The organism is Peribacillus sp. YIM B13482, from assembly GCF_042787975.1.
Lineage (GTDB): Bacteria > Bacillota > Bacilli > Bacillales > DSM-1321 > Peribacillus > Peribacillus simplex_A.
Window position 1 is genome coordinate 1 of sequence record NZ_JBHZPF010000056.1, and the last position, 22,223, is coordinate 22,223.

The 22,223-nt window shown below is 37.6% G+C and carries 17 protein-coding genes and 4 pseudogenes; 1 reads left to right on the forward strand and 20 read right to left on the reverse strand.

Going from position 1 to position 22,223, the window contains the following annotated elements; genetic code table 11:
* Positions 1 to 149 precede the first annotated feature (149 nt).
* The 14 genes and pseudogenes from ACFX4L_RS20935 to ACFX4L_RS21000 all read right to left on the reverse strand — a co-directional run bounded on the left by ACFX4L_RS20935 (position 150) and on the right by ACFX4L_RS21000 (position 15,089).
* On the reverse strand, positions 150 to 842 hold the full coding sequence (locus ACFX4L_RS20935; protein ID WP_377406089.1) for a hypothetical protein: 693 nt from the start codon (positions 840 to 842) through the stop codon (positions 150 to 152).
* A complete protein-coding gene (locus ACFX4L_RS20940; RefSeq protein WP_377383266.1) occupies positions 839 to 1,579 on the reverse strand; it encodes a hypothetical protein in 741 nt (246 codons plus the stop codon). The genes ACFX4L_RS20935 and ACFX4L_RS20940 overlap by 4 nt, the downstream gene beginning before the upstream one ends.
* Positions 1,560 to 2,462, reverse strand: coding sequence for an ATP-binding cassette domain-containing protein (locus tag ACFX4L_RS20945; protein ID WP_284470718.1), 903 nt, complete (start codon positions 2,460 to 2,462; stop codon positions 1,560 to 1,562). Before ACFX4L_RS20945 ends, ACFX4L_RS20940 begins: the two co-directional genes overlap by 20 nt.
* A complete protein-coding gene (locus ACFX4L_RS20950) occupies positions 2,459 to 2,803 on the reverse strand; it encodes a GntR family transcriptional regulator (protein ID WP_377383269.1) in 345 nt (114 codons plus the stop codon). The genes ACFX4L_RS20945 and ACFX4L_RS20950 overlap by 4 nt, the downstream gene beginning before the upstream one ends.
* A gap of 322 nt (positions 2,804 to 3,125) precedes the next feature.
* Positions 3,126 to 3,878: pseudogene (locus tag ACFX4L_RS20955) on the reverse strand (AAA family ATPase); the annotation flags it as partial.
* A 468-nt stretch (positions 3,879 to 4,346) separates the two neighbouring features.
* Positions 4,347 to 4,850: a PCYCGC motif-containing (lipo)protein gene (locus ACFX4L_RS20960; protein WP_377383271.1), complete on the reverse strand. Its 504-nt coding sequence runs from the start codon at positions 4,848 to 4,850 to the stop codon at positions 4,347 to 4,349.
* A 441-nt stretch (positions 4,851 to 5,291) separates the two neighbouring features.
* Positions 5,292 to 5,378, reverse strand: a pseudogene (locus ACFX4L_RS20965) (DUF1641 domain-containing protein); the annotation flags it as partial.
* A 125-nt stretch (positions 5,379 to 5,503) separates the two neighbouring features.
* A pseudogene (locus ACFX4L_RS20970) lies at positions 5,504 to 5,732 on the reverse strand (hypothetical protein); the annotation flags it as partial.
* Between the two features lie 299 nt (positions 5,733 to 6,031).
* A pseudogene (pulA, locus tag ACFX4L_RS20975) lies at positions 6,032 to 8,023 on the reverse strand (type I pullulanase); the annotation flags it as partial.
* Between the two features lie 311 nt (positions 8,024 to 8,334).
* Entirely contained in the window at positions 8,335 to 10,464 is a 2,130-nt protein-coding gene (locus ACFX4L_RS20980) for an ATP-dependent Clp protease ATP-binding subunit (RefSeq protein ID WP_377406091.1), read from the reverse strand.
* Positions 10,465 to 11,240: 776 nt separating this feature from the next.
* Positions 11,241 to 11,684: a C40 family peptidase gene (locus tag ACFX4L_RS20985; RefSeq protein WP_377383275.1), complete on the reverse strand. Its 444-nt coding sequence runs from the start codon at positions 11,682 to 11,684 to the stop codon at positions 11,241 to 11,243.
* Positions 11,685 to 11,910: 226 nt separating this feature from the next.
* Positions 11,911 to 12,537 carry a metal-dependent hydrolase gene (locus ACFX4L_RS20990; protein ID WP_377406093.1) on the reverse strand — a complete coding sequence of 209 codons (627 nt, stop codon included), beginning with the start codon at positions 12,535 to 12,537 and terminating at the stop codon, positions 11,911 to 11,913.
* A gap of 499 nt (positions 12,538 to 13,036) precedes the next feature.
* The gene (locus ACFX4L_RS20995) at positions 13,037 to 13,951 is read right to left on the reverse strand and encodes a hypothetical protein (protein WP_377383279.1); all 915 of its coding nucleotides are present in this window, start codon (positions 13,949 to 13,951) and stop codon (positions 13,037 to 13,039) included.
* Between the two features lie 244 nt (positions 13,952 to 14,195).
* Positions 14,196 to 15,089: a selenium metabolism-associated LysR family transcriptional regulator gene (locus ACFX4L_RS21000; protein WP_089362286.1), complete on the reverse strand. Its 894-nt coding sequence runs from the start codon at positions 15,087 to 15,089 to the stop codon at positions 14,196 to 14,198.
* Positions 15,090 to 15,222: 133 nt separating this feature from the next.
* Here ACFX4L_RS21000 and ACFX4L_RS21005 point away from each other — a divergent pair, with 133 nt between their 5' ends.
* The gene (locus ACFX4L_RS21005; RefSeq protein WP_289338327.1) at positions 15,223 to 16,248 is read left to right on the forward strand and encodes a YeiH family protein; all 1,026 of its coding nucleotides are present in this window, start codon (positions 15,223 to 15,225) and stop codon (positions 16,246 to 16,248) included.
* Between the two features lie 23 nt (positions 16,249 to 16,271).
* Here the strand turns inward: ACFX4L_RS21005 and speD are convergent, their stop codons facing one another.
* The 6 genes from speD to ACFX4L_RS21035 form a co-directional block, all read right to left on the reverse strand.
* Entirely contained in the window at positions 16,272 to 17,108 is an 837-nt protein-coding gene (speD, locus tag ACFX4L_RS21010) for an adenosylmethionine decarboxylase (protein ID WP_061463279.1), read from the reverse strand.
* 186 nt (positions 17,109 to 17,294) lie between these two features.
* Positions 17,295 to 17,957, reverse strand: a complete 663-nt coding sequence (locus tag ACFX4L_RS21015; RefSeq protein WP_377383282.1) for an ABC transporter permease — start codon at positions 17,955 to 17,957, stop codon at positions 17,295 to 17,297.
* A 17-nt stretch (positions 17,958 to 17,974) separates the two neighbouring features.
* The gene (locus tag ACFX4L_RS21020) at positions 17,975 to 18,892 is read right to left on the reverse strand and encodes an osmoprotectant ABC transporter substrate-binding protein (protein WP_061463281.1); all 918 of its coding nucleotides are present in this window, start codon (positions 18,890 to 18,892) and stop codon (positions 17,975 to 17,977) included.
* Positions 18,893 to 18,903: 11 nt separating this feature from the next.
* Positions 18,904 to 19,557: an ABC transporter permease gene (locus ACFX4L_RS21025; protein ID WP_061463282.1), complete on the reverse strand. Its 654-nt coding sequence runs from the start codon at positions 19,555 to 19,557 to the stop codon at positions 18,904 to 18,906.
* Positions 19,558 to 19,569: 12 nt separating this feature from the next.
* Positions 19,570 to 20,715 (reverse strand): betaine/proline/choline family ABC transporter ATP-binding protein, encoded by a 1,146-nt coding sequence (locus tag ACFX4L_RS21030; protein WP_377406095.1) that lies wholly within the window; start codon positions 20,713 to 20,715, stop codon positions 19,570 to 19,572.
* Between the two features lie 203 nt (positions 20,716 to 20,918).
* The gene (locus tag ACFX4L_RS21035; protein ID WP_377406097.1) at positions 20,919 to 22,094 is read right to left on the reverse strand and encodes an acyl-CoA dehydrogenase family protein; all 1,176 of its coding nucleotides are present in this window, start codon (positions 22,092 to 22,094) and stop codon (positions 20,919 to 20,921) included.
* Between the last annotated feature and the right edge of the window lie 129 nt (positions 22,095 to 22,223).

Consider the following 22,223-nt stretch of genomic DNA (forward strand, 5'->3'; position numbering starts at 1 on the left):
CCAAGACGGACACATCCTCTCAAAAATCATTGTAAGGACTTAACTAAAATGTGTCCATGAAACTATACTAACTCCATCTGTACTCTCATACAAACTTTATAACATGGTTGTATTCTATGCAAAGAGAAGAAAATCTCTCAACCATTCGTTTACTTATCAATAAATTCAAGAAAGACATGATCATCAGCTATTAACTCAAGATTATTGGGTATTCGTAAATAAACGACTTGGTCGGTACTGAAAGATGGATTTAAGATCGATTCACCTGTAAATTGTCGTATTGGAAAATCAGCTTTAGTTATTATAAGATTAATATCTTGTTGTTGAGGAAGATTAATGGTAAGGGTATCATCCATTAACTCGAGATGATAAGGCTTCAGTTTTCTAGAAAAATCATAACAGTCTATTATTAATCCATTGCCAAAAATGAAAGCTTCAATCGTGTCATCGTTATTTGTCTTTCTTTCTACAAAAATCTGCGAACCGTCACCGTTACTAGATTTGACCTTTATTGTATGATTTTGGTAATTACTAAAGTTCCTTTCTTTCATTAAATACTCAGCATCAACCTGGTCGATCTCTCCCTTATTAAGATTCGAATATAAATCACTTAATTCCCGGTTTGTATCCACCACTTTTTCCATTCCTTTCTGACTCATCGAATCATCAATGATGAAAGGGACAAAAGCCGTGCCGAGAAGTAGTATGCCAATATAGATGAAGAGAAGCCAGTGAGTTACTTTGGGAGTTGCAAATTTTCCGGCAAACCTAACCATAAAAATGAAAACACCAAATATAAGAATTAGAATGACTAACGGCAATATTGCTGTCATAACGGTCATCGTCTTACCTCCATTCGATTCAAGATGCTTATAGCAGCTGTAAAAAATACAGCAACCGTTACAACCACCTTGATAATAAATAGAGAAAGCGTCGATTCCATCGTATAAAATGTAAATACGCTTACGAGAAAAGGCTCTTTTTGCATTGAGGCCTCAAGAAATAGTGTTCCAAATAACAAAACAGAAATAAGAATGATAAACAATTTACTTACTTGGACTAGTGTCCCAATAAAGTAGCCAATGGAGGTAACGAAGAAAACATAAAAAATTGTTACACCTATACCCATAACAAGTTCTTGTAGCCCAGCGTGAACGCCATAAATCCGCTCATCAAGAAAAACATAAGCTAAGACTTCCAACAAATTCCCAGCCAGAATGGCAGTGATGCTCCCAACGATACTTGACGTTAATAAAAAGAGAATATTCGATAGACTACTACTAAGGCGATTGGTTACGAAAGTAAAATCATGATTTCTGTATGGTTTCGCAGTTATTGTAATCGCTGTAACGAAAGCCCATATCAGTGTGAAACCAATGACTAAATCTGCAGAATAGTATTTTATATTAACACTAATGTTGCTTCCTCCCATTCCAGCTGAGCTAACACCACCAATTGAAAAGAGAAGTGCTAATAACTGGATTCCAATGAGTGAACTATAAGCATCTATATTTGCTTTTAGCTTAAAAAAGTATTGTTTTTTTATCGTTTTCTTCAAATTAACTTTTGTTAAAGACATCATCAATTCCTCCTTTCGTTTCACTGGTTAAGTAAACACATAAGTCACTTGATTTAACGGGTAAGATTTCCACTCCTACAATTCGAGCTTTATTAAGTAAGGACTCAGAAAAATCATTTTTTACAACAGCATACATCGTATTCACACCTAAGTATTCCTTAAAAAGGATTTCCTTTCCATTCGTTAAATTAAGTACTTCTTCCGTTGTTCCTTTTAATCCGATTGCCCATTCCTTTAACTCAGAGATTGACATCTGGAAATGTTTCTTCCCAGCTTTAATGAGTAGCACTTCTTCCAGTAAATCCTCAATTTCATCCAAGTGATGGCTAGATAGAATAATAGTACGTGGATAAGCAATATAATCCTTAAGCAATGCTCGATAGAAGTCCTTTCTTACTGCCGCATCCATTCCTGTAGTTGGTTCATCAAAAATTGTTAACGGACAACGGGATGCTAAGCCGATAACCATATTAAAGGTACTTGTTTTTCCTTTCGAAAGCCGATTATGATAAGATTTTGGATCAAAAGAAAAAAAGTCAAGCAAGCGCTTAGCTAATTTCCCATCCCAATTTGGATAGAAGTTCCCCGCCACTGTTAATATTTCACCAAGTGGTATGGCTGGTGGAAAACTCATTTGGTCGTCCACAAAGATGGAGTTTATAGAGACGTTCAGGCTGTTATATGGTCTTTCAGAAAAAACCTTGACCTGTCCTGACGTTTCTTTGATGAATCCAGCAATAATTTTAAGTAAGGTCGTTTTTCCAACTCCATTTCGACCAATTAATCCCGTTATTTTATTTTCTTCAATTGAAAAAGAGAGCTTATCTAAAATATTTTTCCTTAAATAAGTTTTCGTTAAATCCGTACATTCAATCACCCTCATTGTTCAGCCTCCTGATTATTTGCCACTTTTATCATTTTGATTAATTCTATTTCACTTATTTGTAATCGATTAGCTTCTAAAACCAACTCCCGTACTAATCGTTTCAATGTTTGGTTTTTTCGTTTGTAGATGATGATTTCTTTTGCATCACCAGCGACAAACATACCAAGTCCTCGCTTTTTATACAGGATATTTTCGTCCACCAGAAGATTGAGGCCCTTTGCTGCAGTTGCAGGATTGATCGTATACATTTCAGCTAATTGGTATTGTGAGTACACCTTTTCGTCACTTTCAAAATGGCCATTTAAAATTTCCGATTCAATCCAATCTGCAATTTGCACATAAATAGGCTTAGTACTATCCGTATTTAGAATTGTTTCCGCCTCCTTCAGATGTGGTGCATTACTGTTGTAATGTAGTATATATTAACTTGGAATATATTACAATACCTGTTTTTATTTGCATGGTTAGGTTCCAGTTTGTACTTTATTCCATAAACGATCGTTTTTTGGTTATAGAAAAGAGATTCTCTAAAAAATATCTGTCACTTTAGGCGATAATTTGCGCTTATTTTAAATGCTATTTTTTCACATTCAACTTTAAAACCCAGCTACCTTCACATGAGAAGATTAGCAGGGTTTCGTCATTATTTACGTCCAATTACTAGCTAGCTAGTGCAGCTTCTACGACTTCTGTGGTAATGGAAGTCAGCTGGTTGATTTCAAGAATACGTTCAATTTGAGTAAATAGCCGATCAATGAGTCTAAAATTGCCGTTGTGACTTTCATGATGTTAGTGAGTGCCTCATAATCGGAAAGGTCCCCTTTATTAATAGAGATACCGATTTCATCCCATTAGTATTCTAAGATATGGTACATCTAGTCTTTACTAAGCTTCTGAAATTCGTGTGCAAAACCGATACGGAAGTAAGGCTGAGGTTAACGCGCTAACCTTATTTCCATCCCTGGAATCCCGATGAATCATGGCTACGCCATGTTGAACATAGATATCATGAAGTTGTTCCTAATGTTTCAGTTTTAAACGATCGATTTCATCGACTATAATTAAGTGAATCCTCGAAAGCGTTAGAAGTGTTCATTACTTGCTCACTAATACGTACCCGATAGACGTCTTTCACTTTATTGAATCGCATCCCCAATACATGAATGGCACTGGTTAATTTCGTTGCAATGACGGGTGGGGCAGTATAGAAAAGTGTATGACAATCTAAGATTTTTTCATCAGCATGAGCATCTATCCATTCAACTTTTTCATAATTGATTTGCTTCTCGAGATATTCCCACTGGGCATAATGTCTAGCTGACAGTGTTTTCCCGACACCTGGCAGACCATAACAATTGCCCATATTGATACTTGATATAGGCATCAACAAAACTCGGCAAATCGCTTATATTCCTACGTTTCAAAAAATGATTGATAATCTCTATAATATTAATAGGCTCCCTTATATAATTCTACTTGGCATTGGAATAGGGGAAGCATAAAGCAGTTTATTGAAACATCGTAAAAGAAATGTTCGTAATTAAGATCTTCTGTAATCGGGCACTTTTCCGGAGTAACGATAAAAAGTCCAATTTCTCAATTTTAATGCTGAGAAATTGGACTTTTTTATATTTACTTATAGTACAAAATCACTCCTGAAGTGACACCTCGGGTATTACATATCCACTGCCAGCGTTATGATAACTGTAGACAACTTTCTGTTTTTTGTTAAGTTATAACTGTATATTTTTTCCACGTTGCCGTCCAGAACAACGTATTTGCCTGACTTTGAACTGAACTGCACCATTTTTTGTTAAGATGTCTGTCTGGTACTTGAACTACTTCTATACTAGAAAACACTTATTTTTACCTTTCAAATCCTTAAACCTCAGGGGTTGGTGTCGGTTTGGCATATCCACTTTTGTATTTTTCATCCACTTTATTCCGGATATCTTTAATGCTCATACCTTCATTCCAATCTAAAATGGATTGTGCAGCTATTTCTAAGCAAACTCCACATCTTGTCCCGTGGTCATCCCAAACCACTTCCCCATTTTTCTTATTCTCATGGATAAAACAATCGTAATTGTTTTTATGGTTCGCTGATTCCCCGCAACCACAGTAACAAGGTATTTTTTCTAGTAAATCTTTATTTTGAGCAACAGATAAATAGATGGTCTTCATTTCTTCTGGTTTTTCAGATAAGAAATCCGGTGCTATGTCCTTACTGCCTGTCTCTTCCTGAAGGTCACCGGATACTGTATGTGCTGGATGTCCTTCATGACTGCTTTCTTTTTGAACAACACTTTCTCCTTCACTCGAACAGCCTGAAAGTAATAAAGAACAACAGATCCCAAAAGTCATGGTCATTAATTTAGTCTTCATTTATACACTCCTTGAATATTTTTGATACTTCCATTTTATGTTATGGGATGCACTTTCTACAAGATAATTCACAAAAGGTACATAAGTCTCCTTTAATTGATATGATAAGGGTCTTCGTATCATGATAAGGACTCATAAAAATAATAAAAAGGTTTTCAATTTATTTGCTTCTGTTTATTTCTTTTCGACAAAGTAAGCGGAATGGCTACGAGCGAAACTCCGGCTGTAATCCAAATCCCAGCTGGTCTTTCGTTTATTTTCGTTCCTTACTGGATCGTAGGACATTCTGGAAATCGGCCGTTCTATGTCCACTGTTTCATTTGCTTTATACAATTGCTGATTCTCTGGTAATTGGGTGTTTCTTTCTAAATTGCTTGTATCTTCTCCTAAGGAAAGTCATCGCTTGTTTTAATTCTTGGTCATTCAAGGAACGATGTCAAGTATGAGAAAGAGATTTTTAAGCGTATTTGCCGTTTCGGGAGTATCTGCTGTCCTGGCAAGAATGTTCAGCACTTTGTCCCCTTTCTTCTAACCATTGAAAAAATCCCACGGCCTGCATGCCTTTCATCACTTTAAACGATTCTTTAATCACTTCTTCATATTCCAAAAGGGTACTCTCGATATCCTTGAGTTCTGTATAGCAATGCCTGTTAAAATCCTGCTTCACCTTCCATTCCTTTTCCCATCATTCCATTACACGGGCTAACTGTGGAACAGTGTCCACATGATACACATGAGGATTCATTGATTGGAACATTATTATCCAAAATGACACGTGGGCGTTTTGCTTCAATCAAGTCAATGTTTCAGTGGCCTGTCAGCTTGGCCTGCTTCAACACTACGGCCGCAAAGGATGCATTGATACGGATTATATCGATAGAATAGTTCCTAAACTAGGATGATAACATGAAGCTTACTGTTAGCATTTGTAATATCGTTCGATTACCGTCCAGCCTGGCCTCGGCACCTTTGATTTTTATATGTATTTTATCTGAGAAAAATAATCGCTCCCTTATAAAAAATGATATAATACAGGTTATAATTTTCTACCCCGACGTTTTTTTCTCAAACGTGAGAGTACATAATGGAGGATTTAATTCCGCCAATAGATTTCATATCAAATAATGATCTAAAACGAAGTGAGAAACAGCATTCTCTCACTTCGACTTTAGTTCAATTGATTACAAGTTTATTTTCAATACAAACGAACTTAAAGCTGCAACGGTTGCCTGACTCCCTTTAATCCTTTCTATACCCCCCAGGCCTGCCTGCTGTCCATTCACTAAAACGGACCATTCTCCTTCATGGGGAAGTGTAATGCTTATCGCGTCCCAATTTGCGTTATGAATCACTGCAATTTTGTAATCCTTATGTTTTAGAGTGAAGGCAACTGCATTTGGTGGAGCATCGATGAATTGTAAATGCTCCTCAATTTCTTCCGGTGTGCTTAACCTAAATACAGAATGGTTTTTCCTGAGCGAAATCAGCCCTTTCATATACTCCACTTCGCGATCTAACTCCGCTCTTCTTTTCCAATCCAACCTATTAATCCAATCAGAAGATTGATAGCTATTTTCATCCCCACCCTTTGTACGCATAAATTCTTGTCCAGCATGGATCATTGGAATTCCTTGTGCCAGTAAGACAATTGCTGAAGCCAGTTTATGCATCTGTTTACGTGTTTGTTCTGTCGCATCAGGATTAGTGATGAGAAGCTTATCCCATAAAGTATAATTATCATGTGCTTCAACATAATTGATCACTTGATCTGGTTTTTTGTATGTGGCGATATTCTCATCATATTTCAAACCGCCAGCGATGCCCTTTTTTATAATATCTTCCATACCTGGTTTGCCATTAATGAACCCTTTATCATGTTCATTCATCACAAATCCTTTTAAACCATCGCGGATAGCATCATTAAAATGAGCGATGCCAGGCATTTTAAAAGCATTCTTTTGATTGGCTTTCTGCTCTTGGGCCAAGGGGGTGTTCATATCCCAGCCTTCGCCTAAAACAATAAGGGTCGGATCAATTTCTCCCAGCGCCTTTTTCACTTCATTCATCGTTTCCACATCATGGATTCCCATTAAATCGAAACGAAAACCATCAAGGTTAAATTCTTTCGCCCAATAGGTTACGGATTCAACGATGAATTTCCGCATCATTTTATGTTCAGACGCGGTATCATTTCCTACACCAGTACCATTTGATAAGGTACCGTCACCGTTATACCGAAAAAAGTAGGTGGGAACCAGTTTATTGAAATTTGAATCATCCACGGAATAAACGTGATTATAAACAACATCCATGATTACTCGTAATCCGTGATCATGTAAGCCTTGGATCATTTCCTTTAACTCCCGGATCCTGACCTTTGGTTGATACGGGTCAGTCGAATAAGAGCCCTCGGGAGCGTTATAATTTTTCGGATCATATCCCCAGTTATATTGTGGTTCATTCAATTTCATTTCATTGACAGTAGCAAAATCGAATATGGGGATAAATTGCACATGGGTTACACCTAAATCTTTTATATGATCAAGACCCGTTTTCACATCCTCTGGACCTTTGGTTCCGGTTTCAATTACTCCTAAGAATTTACCTTTATGATGGATTCCACTTTCAGGATGAATCGACAAATCCCGTGTATGCAATTCATAAATGATAATGTCCTCAGCTTTGTCGAGCGGTGGTTTATCCCGTGTCCACTTTTCAGGGTCCGTGTCCGTTAAATCTATTACGACTCCCTTATTACCATTTACCGTGACTGCACGAACATAGGGATCTACGGCTTCACTCCAGACTTCTCCCACTTTCACTTTATATGTATAAATCAATTCATCCTGATCACCTGTAAGTTCAATGGTCCAGGTTCCCTTTTCCGAACGATCCATCTGAATCTCCATTCCACCTGAATCATCCCAATGTTTATAAATAACTAGTTTAGCTTCAGATGCAAGAGGTGCCCATAACCGGAATGCCGTTTTATCCTTTTGATAGGAGTTCCCCAAATCTTTTCCGTCATAGTAATAAAATTCATCTAGTTCTGCCGGGTTCACTGGATTAATATTTGCAATCGGAAGGGATTCTGACTGGTTTTCGGTTTTTATATCCACGGGTTTTCGAATATTGGTATTTTCCTCTTCAAAAGAAGAAAGCGAATCTTTAATAGGTCATTCCTCCATTGAAATTCCCATATTAGAACAGGAATTTTTTATTTAAAATCAAGGGTGAATCTTACCGTATGCTATTATTCCGCAGATATTACCCTTCAAAACATCCTCACTGCAGATTATGTTGAAGATTCAGAAATCAACTAGCGGATTTTACAGTTTAAATTACCAAATGCCTCAAGTGATTCAAGTTCCTGACTGGACCTTTGCTATCCTTTTGAATGGCCATTATAAAAAGTAAAACCTGAAAAAGATAAAAAAATGCCTCCATAACAGTTTTACGGTCTTGGAGGCATTTCTAGTACTCTTTATGGTGTTTTAATAATTTTCACAGAAGTCCCTTCCACAATTGCAGTGAAGTTCTTAACTTCAGGCTGCTCAAAGATAAAATCAGTGATGCCGTCTTCGAGCTGTTCTTGAATAACACGGCGGAGCGGTCTCGCTCCGAAAGTTGGATGATATCCGAGTTCAATTAGCCTTTGTTTCGCTTCATGAGTTACATCTAAAGACAAACCATTTGCTGCAAGTGTTTCATCAAGTTCTTGAATCATGATATCAACGATTTGAAGAAGATCTTCTTTCTTTAAAGCTGAGAATTCAATGATACTATCAAAACGGTTCAGGAATTCCGGTTTGAAGAAACTGCCTAATGCTTGGAGGATTGATGCTTCTTCTACAGCTGTACTTGTTCCGAATCCCATTACTTTTTGTTTTTCACCGACTCCAGCGTTACTCGTCATGATAATCACTGTATCTTTAAAAGCTACTGTCTTGCCTTGACTGTCCGTTAACCGGCCATCTTCCATGATTTGAAGGAACATATGCATTACATCTGGATGAGCCTTTTCGATTTCATCCAATAAAATAATACTGTAAGGTTTGCGGCGAACTTTTTCAGTCAATTGTCCCGCTTCCTCGTGTCCTACGTATCCAGGAGGAGAACCGATTAATTTAGAAACACTATGTTTCTCCATGAATTCACTCATGTCAAGACGGATCATCGCTTCCTTGTCCCCGAATAATTCCTCAGCTAGAGTTTTCGCCAATTCGGTTTTACCGACACCTGTTGGACCAACAAAAAGGAAAGATCCGGTTGGACGTTTTTTGGATTTTAGCCCGGCACGACTTCTTCGGACGGCCTTAGAAACCTTTTTGACAGCCTCTTCCTGCCCGATGACCTTTTTCATAAGTTCCTCTTGAAGATTGACCATTCTTTCTTGCTCATCTTCTTGCAGCTTACCTACAGGAATACCAGTCTTTTGTTCGATGATATATTGAATGTCTTCAACGTTAACGGTTGGTTTAACTGCATTTTCTCCAGCCTGTAAAGATTTTTCCAATTTTTCTTCTTCATCACGAAGAACTGCAGCTTTTTCGTATGCTTCTTCTTTTAAGGCCTTTTCTTTTTCTTTATAGATTTGCGCCAGGCGCTCTTTCATGTTTTCTACCTGGCCGTCTTCAATGGTCAAGTTCAACTTGGAACCTGCTTCATCCATCAAGTCGATTGCCTTGTCCGGCAAGAATCGATCTTGAATGTATCGGTTCGAGAGTTCAACAGCCGCTTTTAGTGCTTTCTCACTATATGTGACTCCATGATAAGATTCATAACTTTCTTTTAAACCCTGTAAGATGACCAATGTCTCAGCTGTTGTCGGCTCATTAACCTGTACAGGCTGAAAGCGTCTCTCAAGGGCACCATCTTTTTCAATTTTCCTATATTCAGATAAAGTGGTGGCTCCGACAAGCTGAAGTTCTCCGCGTGCAAGTGCCGGTTTTAAAATATTTCCTGCATCCATTGACCCTTCGGCTGAGCCCGTACCCACAAGTTGGTGAATTTCATCGATGAATAAAATGACATTTTTTCTTTCCTGTAATTCACTGATCAATTGCTTCATTCGTTCTTCGAATTGACCTCTAATTCCAGTATTCGAAACAAGTGACGCGACATCAAGCATATATACCAGCTTATTACGTAATTTACCAGGCACTGAACCTGAAACAATGGCTAAAGCCAGACCTTCAGCAATGGCTGTTTTACCTACTCCGGGTTCACCAATTAAAACTGGATTATTTTTATTACGTCTATTAAGGACTTCGATGACACGTTTTATTTCTTCATTTCTTCCGATAACCGGATCAATCAGTCCTGCTCTAGCAACATCGGTCAGATTGCGGCCATACTCTTCAAGCAATCCTCCGCCATCATTGTGTTCAACGGAATCCGGTTTAGGAACTTCATTATAATTAAATGGATTGAATGAATTTAGGGATCCGTTATATTGGAACTGCCCTGTATCCATTCCGCCCATCGCTGCTCCAAGTTTACTTCGCTCTTCTTTATAACAAGTGGAGCACAGTTTAACTTCATGCTCCTGACCATTCATATTAAGATGTACTTGAATATTAGCTTGGTTTACATGGCATTTTTCACAAAGCATGTAGTACTCCTCCTTTAGTATTAATATCGGTAATTTCACAAAAAACTTTGACCTTCTTTGACTTTCTGTTTTTATTATACATTGACCTTCTTTGACTTTCAAGATTTTTGTCTGGGAATTTTTTTGAAATAAATTAAAAACGCCCTCGGATTGGTTTGCTAAGCATATTAAACTATCCATTTCCAGTCAAATAAAAAGATTCTATGTATCCTCTTAGTATATTCAGTCATGATTGATTACTTCGTTCAGGATAACCATAGCCTAAACTATTAACAAAACACCAATTCACCCTTTTTCAGGACTAATCATAATCTTGTCCTCATGCCTCAGCCACTCTCATTTTTTAAAACAAAAAAAGAGACTTCATTAAGTCTCTTACCGACTGTAGACAAACTCGATGAAAATTATCTACAATTTTTTAGGGTCTTTTCAAATTTGATCGTTGCCACCAGGCACTCTATTTCTGTAGGCGGTCCTCCCTCGGTGCGTTTTTCCTGCAGGAATCTCGAACACCCGTTCCAATCTACTTTGTTTTAACTTTTAGATAGAACACTTTTCCCCACAGTCTTTTTTGTTTTTAAAAATAGTAGTATTAAAACTTGAGGTCATAAAGATACTTTCTTATAAGTCCCCTCGTTGTCCAACCCATGCCATGCTTTCCTTATAACTGCTTCAATTCCAATAAAAAATCAAAAAGGTTTCGGAATTATACCATTCCGAAACCTTTTTGACTACAAACTGAAAGAGTTTTTTATATTAAGGTTGATTTTCTTCTATTATATACGTTTCGCACCAATATACTTTGGCTTCCAATAACTATTATTGGTTTTAGCATATGACACTCCTTTAGATGATGCAGAGTGTATGAATTCATTGTTTCCTATGTAAATAGCCACATGTGTAGGTTTTTTCGCTTTATTTGGTGCAAAAAACATTAAGTCACCTTTTTGCAGGCTTTTGACTTTCTTTCCTATTTTATATATGTCAGCGGCGGTTCTTGGTAAATTCTTACCAGCCTTTTGATATGAATACTTCACTAAACCTGAGCAATCAAAACCTGAAGAAGAAATGCCACCCATTATATATTTTGTACCTAATTCACTTTTAGCCACTTTAATCGCTTTTGTATGATATGAAGCAGCTTCCACTTGGTCCCCAGCAAAGGATGCGGTTACAAGCATGATAGCCAATGACAATCCGACGACAATTTTCTTAAACAAATTTTTTTACTCCCTGATGTGATTTGCTAAACCTAATATACTAGAATAGGTATATCACTCGCATCACAGGATCTTTACAAATATGTTACATTTAGTAGATATAGGAAGAATGACCATATAAAACATAAGAATAAGTCGAATCAAGCTTCCAACTTCCGCCTTTTTGAAAGCACCTATTTTAAAACTTACTATTCCTCATGGAAAAACAGCGGTAAGAAAACCACTGTCAAAATTCTTTTGTGAAAAATGGTAGAAATAACTTTACCCCACGTTTGTTAAAAGGTAAACATTTCAAATCTGCAATTAAATGACTTATGTATCCGAATAAACAAGTAGTCAAAATTCCGTCAATCCCCATAAAGGCTTCGAATTGAAAAGCAATGATGCCAAAGAAAGCGATACCGGCAATCGAATGGGTATAGCTTCTATGTGGTGTAAAGGATGCCAGGATTATATAGGCGCCTAACAGCCACAACCAGCTTTCCTGCAAAGATATACCGCCGCCTAAAACCGCTAATCCAGTCAAGGTCAGCATATGCCTTTGTCTCATGAATGATGAAATGATGATGATTCCGATTCCTGCTCCTACACCGATCCACTTTTCCTTATCAGTGCCTTCCAAAAGACTATAAATGATCATTAATATACCAATCGTTTGTGCTATCGTTCGGATAAACTTATGTGAAAAAGTAATCCTATTACTTAACTTCCCATCAATATCCATATCGGGCATAAGGCCTGAAATCCCCCCAATGCCAACCAAGAATAAAGTGGTCGTTGGATCTGTTTGAAGTGTGTTTGCCGTTAAGAATCCAACTGTTGCCCCTAATGCCATGTGTGCTGTACCGTTCACTGTCTCTCTCCTGTCCTACTAAGAAGTAATCTCTGTTACCAAGAAACGAATGTTTGTTCGAATCCCAACATTCTAACTATACAATATTTTTAATGAAATTTCTTTATATTTTATAAAAAAGCCGTAGTAATCAATAATTAGTGCTTATAAATTCCTCGTTCTAAATTAAAATCAATTCTTCTAGAATGTCTATAATTCCTTTGCTTAGGTAATTTTCAACAATTAAAACCGCAAAATATTTTTCTGTGAATAGAGGTATTTCATGAAATTTTATCCGTCATATGAATATACTAATCTATAAGGGGAGTGATTCAGATAGCTTTTTTAAATGCCTTCAATAATTTTAAAAAAGGGAAAAAGTCTAAGAAAATAAAGAACATGGATTTTCGGGAACAACACGTAAATAAATCGTCTGAGCTCATTGGAAATAATGTAATTGTACAAAATATTATTAACAATCACCTTTCCAAAAAAAATAACCACTTGTAGGGTGGTTTTTTTATTTATTATCGGAAAGCTCTTCATTTTTTTCCATTTTCTCGCTCACACCATAAATATAGTTATACTGCAAATAGTAATCATATATGACATTTTGCAGGATCTTAAGCAGTGATTTATCAAATGTATCGAATTCAGTTTGATAGCTATTTAAGACAGTGACAAATTTTCCGTCCATGTTTTCAAAATAATGGAGAAGAAAATTTTTGTAAAATTCACTATCACTGTTGCTTTTATTCGTTATGCACGGATCACCGGTTTGGATAGACTTATCAAGCATCGCTTTGATGGATTTAGGCAGCTTCGCTTTCTTGAATTGGTTCAAGGTATAGATATCATAGGTAAAGGAAAGTCCTAATTGATTGGAATAAAAGTCCATGGCACTGTCCAACGTATAGATTAAGGGGGTTTTAAAGTCCTTGCTGTTGGCAATTTCCTCTGATATTTCCAATTGATATTCCTCTGATGTTAAATACGCAGCAAATTTCATTTTCGAACTGCTCACGCTGAACACCTCATAAACGGCTGCATCTTGTTTTTCAATTTCAATTTCTATATTAAAAAACTTAAAGTGCTTTAAACGGTAAAAAGCAATCGGTGCTAATAGGAAAAGCAGTATCCATACAAGGTAAAGAAATAACGTGTTAAAGATAATTTGATAAAATTCTGAAGTTACGATCGGCTCGATGATTAATGTAATCAATGTATGTTCAAAGCCCTCAGAAATAGGGGGATTCTGTGTAATTACCGGATCAACAGCTTCCTCTGGCTTATTCCAAGTTTGGATACCTAAATGAGACATCGCAACAAGCGTATATACAAAAATTAAAATAGTTCCAATCACATATAATTTTGGCATGAACCCTATAATTCTGTCGAAAACAGAAATCCGCTTATCTTTCTGCTCTATAACCAATGTGGTTGCTCCTTTTAAGATTAATAAATGCGGAAAAGTCCTACAGGGACTGAAAAGTTCCTGGAGACTACCTATTTAATTTATATGTTGGTAATTATGTTAAAATACGTAAAAATTGTTTATTGATTGACATATACCATAATACTTTCGACGTTTTCATTAAAATTTAAAAAAATTCGTCATTCAATAAAAACCCATCCCCTTCATTCATGAAATGTAAAGGATGGGCTTAAAGTGTAAGGTTTTATTTAGGATGACCCTTTATCGCAAAGTCTTCTACCTTCCTTAAAAATAGATCCATGGCTTTTGATGCTTCAAAGTCTAACTTTTTCACGATTGAAAAAGGTCTTATAATGGGTTCATTTTTCAAATGAAAGGTTTTCAATTCATTGGATTTCAATTCTTTTTGTACAGTCAAACGGGATAACAAGGCAATGCCAAGTCCGGCCATCACCGCTTCTTTTACTCCTTGGATACTGGTGAAAATAAAGGTTTTCTTTATGTTTAGTTCCAGACTGCTCAGAAGTTTATCCGAATATGTACGGGTCCCCGATCCTTGCTCCCTAAGTACCCATGTTTGGTTTTGGAGCAATGTGCCCTCGATGATATCCGTCTGTGAAAGTGGATGAACCGGGGGGACGACGACAATCATCTCGTCATTCATGAAGGGTCTGACATCGATATCTTTATAATCCGTTTCCCCTTCTATCAAGCCTATATCAAGCTTATTCGAACGTATTCCTTGTATGACTTCATTAGAATTCGAGATGATGATTTGTATGTCCACCATCGGATATTGAGCCGCAAATTCTGCTAAAACTTTTGGAAGGTAGTATTCCCCTATCGTGAAGCTTGCACCTATTTTCATCGTTCCGCTAACCACGTTATTAAATTCATTTATTTCTCTTATTGCTGTCTCATAATGATCAAGCATTTGCTTTGCATGTCTATATAAAATTTTTCCCGGCTCTGTTATTTGAACTTGTTTGGGAGAACGATAAATTAATTTCGTTCCTAACTCATTTTCCAGATTCTTAATATGGAGACTGACTCCTGGCTGCGACAGGTTCAGAATATCCCCAGCTTTAGAAAAGTTTTTCTGTTCTATCACGGTTACGAATACTTTTAAAGGATCCATGGTTACCTCCTTATTTACCTATGCATTCTATTTTATCATAAGTAGAAGTAATCATTGAAATAGCAAAAATATATTTCACTTATTCTTAATTAAGCTTTAAAGTAAAGGCATCAACATAGATGGAGTGATCACACTGGAACGAACAGAGGTTGAAACTAGAAAACTTGGATTTACAAAAGGAATAGCTTTAACTTTGCTAATTGCTATTGCAGCTAAATACTTAGCAGAGCTTCCATTCCTTCATATATTGGGACAGCTAGTCATTGCGATACTGATTGGTGTTGTTTGGAAATCGATTATCGGCGTACCCGCTTACGCCGTCGCTGGGACAAATTATTCGAGTAAAGTCCTTTTGAGAATGGGCATTATCTTATTGGGGATGCGCTTGAACCTGAAGGATATTTTTAACGCCGGCCCGAAAACGTTTGCTGTTGGAGCCATTAGTCTAATATTTGCTATATTGGTAGTTTATGGATTGACCCGTCTATTTAAAGTGGAAAAAAAGCTAGGCTTACTGACAGCTTGTGGTACAGCAATTTGTGGAGCTGCTGCCGTCCTCGCAATTTCCTCCCAAATTAAAGCAAAAGAAAAAGATACAGCAATAGCTGTAGCGACGGTTGCTGTTTTAGGTACAACCTTCACTTTCGGTTACACGATTCTTTATCCCTTTTTGGGGTTATCCGATCCAGGTTACGGCATATTTTCGGGTGCGACACTACATGAAATTGCTCACGTCATCGCTGCTGCAGCACCAGGGGGAAATGAAGCAGTCGACTTGGCAGTCATGGTCAAATTGACTAGGGTGGCCCTGCTCATTCCCGTAGCCCTTTTAATTGGATTCATCATGAGTTGGAAAGAGCGATCAACAGATAAGGGAAAGAGATTTTCCTGGAAGTCCATTCAGATACCTTGGTTTATTTTTGGATTTCTATTAATGAGTGCCCTCTACTCTACAGGGGCAGTTCCTGAACTTATAGCCGAAAAACTTGTTATGCTTTCCTATATCCTCATGGCTATGTCCATGGCAGGACTAGGATTGAATATTGACCTTGTCACTTTTAAAAAATATGGCGGAAAACCTTTTATTGCTGGATTGATTGGCTCAATTTTATTAACGTGTCTCGGTTATGTATTGGTTCATGTTTTCCAGTTAAATTAATATTTCACTTAAACAAGCATCCCTTAATCGGCATGCTTGTTCTTTTCTGTTGGATGCGGGACATTGGCACCATAAAAAATTTCGTCCATCTCCGTTTGAAGCCTTTCTATTATTACCTGCCTTTCTTCTGTTTTCAGCTTTTCCTCTGTATAACCGAATAAGTAATTATTAATATCGAATCTTTTCAGCTTACATTTTGTATGGAATATATTTTCCTGGTATACATTCACATCAATCATGTCATATAAACCCTTTACTTCATCAGGAATATAGTTTTGAATGGAATTAATATCGTGGTCAATGAACAATTTCCGCCCATCTTTATCTCTCGTAAACCCTCTTACACGGTAATCAATCGTGATAATATCGGTATCGAAGGAATGGATCAGATAATTAAGAGCTTTAAGCGGTGATATTTCTCCACAAGTAGAGACATCGATGTCGGCCCTGAATGTGCTAATGCCTTCATTTGGATGGAATTCAGGGTATGTATGAACAGTAATATGGCTCTTATCCAGTTGCATGACCACATTATCAGGTAAGGGCCCTGGTGATTCCTCATAAGTTCCAGTAGGTACTTCGACGACAGGACCTTCTGAAACAAGAATGGTTACACTGGCGCCTTGAGGGACATAATCCTGCTTGGCCGTATTTAAAACGTGTGCACCTATTAAATCAGAAACGTTGTGCAAGATCTTCGAAAGCCTTTCTGCATTATATTGTTCATCGATATAATCCAGGTAGGCCTCTCTCTCTTCCCTGGTTTTTGTGTAGCAAATATCATACATATTAAAACTTAGAGATTTCGTAAGATTATTAAAGCCGTGAAGTTCAATACGCTGCTCTGGTGTAAGTTTCATGATTGATTCCCCTTATATTTTTTTACAACTATCCTTATAGTTACCCTTTTTCTGAAATAAAAAACTAAGCCGGTCAGTCCCTGCTTGTAACCTTTTAGTCGGCAATGGTTATTTTTCTGGCCAAAAACCTAAGAATATGAGCCATTGCAATAACATGCAATGGCTCTTTCAATGTCCTGGTTTGTTTTAGGCAGAATGAAATTTTTTCTTTTTTATCGGAGAAAGCAACCGTTCCAACCATCCTAGTAAGAGGTCTGACAGAATGGCCATCAATGCCGTCGGGATTGCTCCTGCAAGTATAATGGCCGTTCCATTAGATGCATTCGTTCCCCTGACAATGATATCCCCCAGCCCTCCTGCCCCTACGAATGTCCCTACAGCAGTGACTCCAATTGCAACCACAAGAGCTGTGCGTAATCCAGCCATGATGACAGAGAGGGATAATGGCAGTTCGACCATTCTTAGTAACTGGAGCTTCGTCATCCCCATTGCCTTGCCAGATTCTAAATAAGCATGATCTATACTTGTAATTCCGACATAAGTGTTCCTAAGGATTGGCAGTAAGGAGTATAAAAACAATGATAAGATAACTGTATTTGTTCCTAACCCCATCACTAGCATAAGAAGAGCAAGCATGGCCAAGGCTGGTGTGGTTTGAATAACATTAGTTATGGAAAATACCCAATTACTCAATTTCTTATGTTTCGCGATGAAAACCCCCATCGGGATGGCTGCGATTGCAGCAAATAAAACTCCATAAGCGGACATTAAAAAGTGGCGATAAAACTCAGTAAGTACATACATCCAATTTTGAGAATAATACGTTCCCAGCTGTTGTAAGGCTTCCATTAGTTTGCACCTCCCATTTATTCAAAATATTTATGTGCTTTAAGGAATTCCGAAGCTACGACCGATGGCTCTTTCAAGTTCCCATCAACTTCATAGTTCAGTTCCTGCATGGTTTCAGTATTGATTTCGCCAATTAACTTGTTAAGTTCATCTTCAATTTCAGGGTATCGCTCCAATAATTCTTCGGTAACGACCGGTGAACAATCATATGGAGGGAAATATTGTTTATCATCTTCTAAAAGCATCAAATCATTAACCTTAATCCGTCCATCGGAAGAGTATGCAAGTACAATATCCATCTGACCATTTTTGACTGCATCGTATACCAGGCCAATCTGCATCGGATAAGTTTCCCCGAATTCCAATCCATATGTATTTACGAACCCTTTATAGCCATCCCCTTTTCTTTTCAGCCAAGCACTATCGACACCTAACCTTAAATTATCTGCATCCTTTTCCAAATCCGATATTTTCTTATAACCTTTTTCCTCTGCCAATTCATTTGAAATCGTAAAGGCATAGGTGTTATCGAAACCGTATGAATCAAAAAATTTGAAACCATATTGTTCTTTGAATTCCCTTTGAACAACTTCCATTGCCTTTACTGGGTCCTTTTCAATTTCCTGTCCCAGGACACTCGTTAAATCCGTCCCTGTATATCGAGTTGCGGCTATATCTATATCACCGCTCTCCATCGCTTTTTGCTGAACGAAATTCGAACCTAAGTTTTTGATGATTTTCGTATCAAGATCAGTATTCCGCTCTAGGAGTTGAGCGATCATGTTCGCCAGAATTTCGGATTCGGTCATACTTTGGGCACCGATCTTTACTGTAGTTTCAGAAGATGACCCCAAACCAGGTAAAGAACAGCCACTGATGAATAATGAACAAACTAAAAGGGCTATGAAAATTGAACTTCTCATTTTTTTATACATGCTATTCCTCCTCATGCAACTTCCTTCATACCTTTTAATCCTTTTGGTACGACTTTTCGTTCAATGATCGAGAATACATAATCCACCAGGATAGCCATGATAATTACAGGAACTGCACCTGCGACGATATATTCTGTTTGGTATAAATTCAATCCGATAAAAATGTAATCTCCAAGACCTCCTCCTCCAATAAAGGAAGCCAAGGTTGCCCAACCAATTAAATAGACGGAAGCCGTACGGATACCAGCCATAATGACGGAAAGTGCAAGCGGGAATTCAACCAGACGAATCCTCTCCCAGCTTGTCATCCCGATACCGCGACCGGATTCCAGCAGATTTTCATTTACGCCTTTAATACCTGTGTAAGTATTCCTGAGTATAGGTAAAACAGAATAGAAAAATAACGCAATAATTGCGGGTGTTTTCCCTACTCCGAGGAAAGGAATGAAAAAGGCTAGGACTGCCAGGCTCGGCAATGTCTGCATAATGTTTGCAATTCCGATTATTATGGATGCGCTCCTTTTCATTCGGGTCAACATAATGCCTAATGGTACGGCGACTATTATTCCAAGTAAAACAGCGATCATGGATATATATAAGTGCTCCCATGCCTTATAAATAAATTCTTGCCAGTTCGTTTGTAAAAAATCGAGCAATGTTTCCATCTCATACACCTCCTAGAACATTTCTGCCACTTGATTTTCAACCTCTCCCCATATACTGTCGTATACGATGTCTACCAATGTTGCCCTAGTGACAATTCCGACCAAATGTTTATTCTGGTCAACAACAGGCACATATTTGAATCCCCGTTTTAATATCTTCTGAACGGAATCACGAATTAATGAATCCTGCTTTACTGAATAGACTTCAGTATTGATGACTTCGCTGATTAATTTTGCTTTTTTTCGGTATTCACTGATCGTTTCAACATCTACGAACCCTTTCAAAACATTTTGCTCATCGACCACAAGTAAAGAATCGACCCTTTTCTCCCGCATTATCGTAATAGCATCCGTAAGGGATTTTTCCTCAGTAATGGATATGGGATTACGGCTCATGATTTGTTCTACCAACTCAACATTAGGTCTTGTTTGTAGCAATCGATCTTTACCTATGAATTCTTCCACGAACTCATTGGCTGGGTATCGGAGGATTTCATCCGGTGTTCCCACTTGGACGACTTCACCAGCCTTTAAGATGACGATCCTGTCGGCTAGCTTAATGGCTTCATCCATATCATGGGTAACAAAAACAATTGTTTTATCAAGTGTGCGCTGCAGATTTTTAAATTCCTCCTGAAGGGCATCGCGGGTGATTGGATCTAGTGCTCCAAAAGGTTCATCCATTAAAATAAGTGGGGGATTTGAAGCAAGAGCTCTCAGAACGCCAATCCTTTGTTGCTGCCCGCCGCTCAATTCGTATGGATACCTTTCTAAATACTCGGGTCCCATATCGACAAGCTGAAGCAATTCCAGTGCACATTCTTTTTTCTTCTGGTCATTCCACTTAAGAAGTTTTGGAACGAGGGTGATATTTTCAAGAATCGTCATGTGAGGGAAAAGTCCGATTTGCTGGATAACGTACCCGATCTGTCTTCTTAACTCGACTGGATCTTTATCCATTATATTTTCCCCATTAATAAGTATCTTTCCTTCAGATGGTTCGATTAGACGGTTAATCATTTTCATTGTCGTTGTTTTGCCACATCCACTCGGACCAATGAAGCAAATGAACTCTCCTTTTTTAATATCCAATGATATATTCTTTACAGCTTTCTTTCCTCCCTTATAGATTTTCGATACATTTTCAATTTTTAACATAACAAGCACCTCCATCATTCGCATACAATTACAAATTTTACAAATATATTACTTTTTATATGCACAGTCTCTTATACCCAGAATAAAACTACATAAACCATTTTAACAAAAAAAACTAGTTCATTGTAATTATATTGAATAAATGGAATAAAAAAACCACCTCATTTTAAGGTAGTTAATAGATTTAAGTTATTAAAAATGAATTATAACCCAATATTTTTAGCAATGAGGATTTTCAGGATTTCATCTGACCCTGTATATAATGTTGTCACAGGAATGTCCCGATGACGCCGGGCAATTTTATAGTCACCCATATTTCCGTATCCATCATGTAACTGCATGCACTTTTCAGATATTCGCTTAGACATCTCCGTGATCCAATATTTAGCCATCGATACTTCCGTTATGATCTTCTCCCCTTTCATATGTTTACAGATCAAACCATCAACAAACGTTCTTCCCAACTGAATATCGGTCGCTATTTCAACGATGGTAAACTGTGCATTTTTAAATTTACTAATTTTCTTACCAAATGCTTTTCGTTCTTTAATAAAATTCACAGTTAAGTCGAGCATATCCTTAGCTGCCATTAAAGACCCAATCGCACACATAAGCCTTTCCTGCTGCAGTTTTTGCATTATATATGAAAGCCCTTTACCTTCCTCCCCAAGAAGGTTCCCAATAGGAACAGAGGCATCATCGAAAAATAGTTCGGCTGTTTCTGAACTTTCCTGGCCTTCTTTGTCAAGTTTTCTTCCTCGTGAAAACCCTGGTGTATCTTTATCAAGGAGCAACAAACTGATTCCGTCATGAGAAGGAACAGCATCTAGATCAGTTTTGCATGCTACTATCAAGAAGTCAGCGTTAAAGCCATTTGTAATAAACGATTTCGCTCCATTGACAATATAATATCCATCTTTCTTGATGGCTGTGGTTCGAATATTCGCTAATTCAGAACCCAGCCCTGGCTCTGTCACTGCAAAGGCAGAAATCATTTCTCCAGTAATGAACTTGGGTAAATATCTATGTTTTTGATCTATTGTGCCGAATGAAGCAATATAAGGGGCCACAACATCAGAGTGAATTGATATTCCTCCTAAGGCTGATCCAACCATTTCCAGTTCCTCTGCCAGTACAACTGAATATCCAAAATCTGCTCCCGCCCCACCGAACTCTACATCAAGCCATGGACATAAAAATCCATTATCCCCAATCTTTTTCCAAAACAAGCGGGGTATCCCCCCCTCTTTTTCCCACTGATCATAATAGGGGGAAGCCTCCTTGTGGAGAAATTCACGAATTGATTGTTTAAATAATAAGTGTTTTTCAGTGAGGAAGGAACGTGAATCATCCATATTGATCGCCATCGAGCTAACCATGTGTTAACCTCCATTCGCTAATTATTTTTTTGATACAATCCATTACCATGAACAAGATAAATATGTTAATTACCTCGATGTAATCAGTTACAATAAAAATCATCAAACGGTAAATTTGCCTACAATATT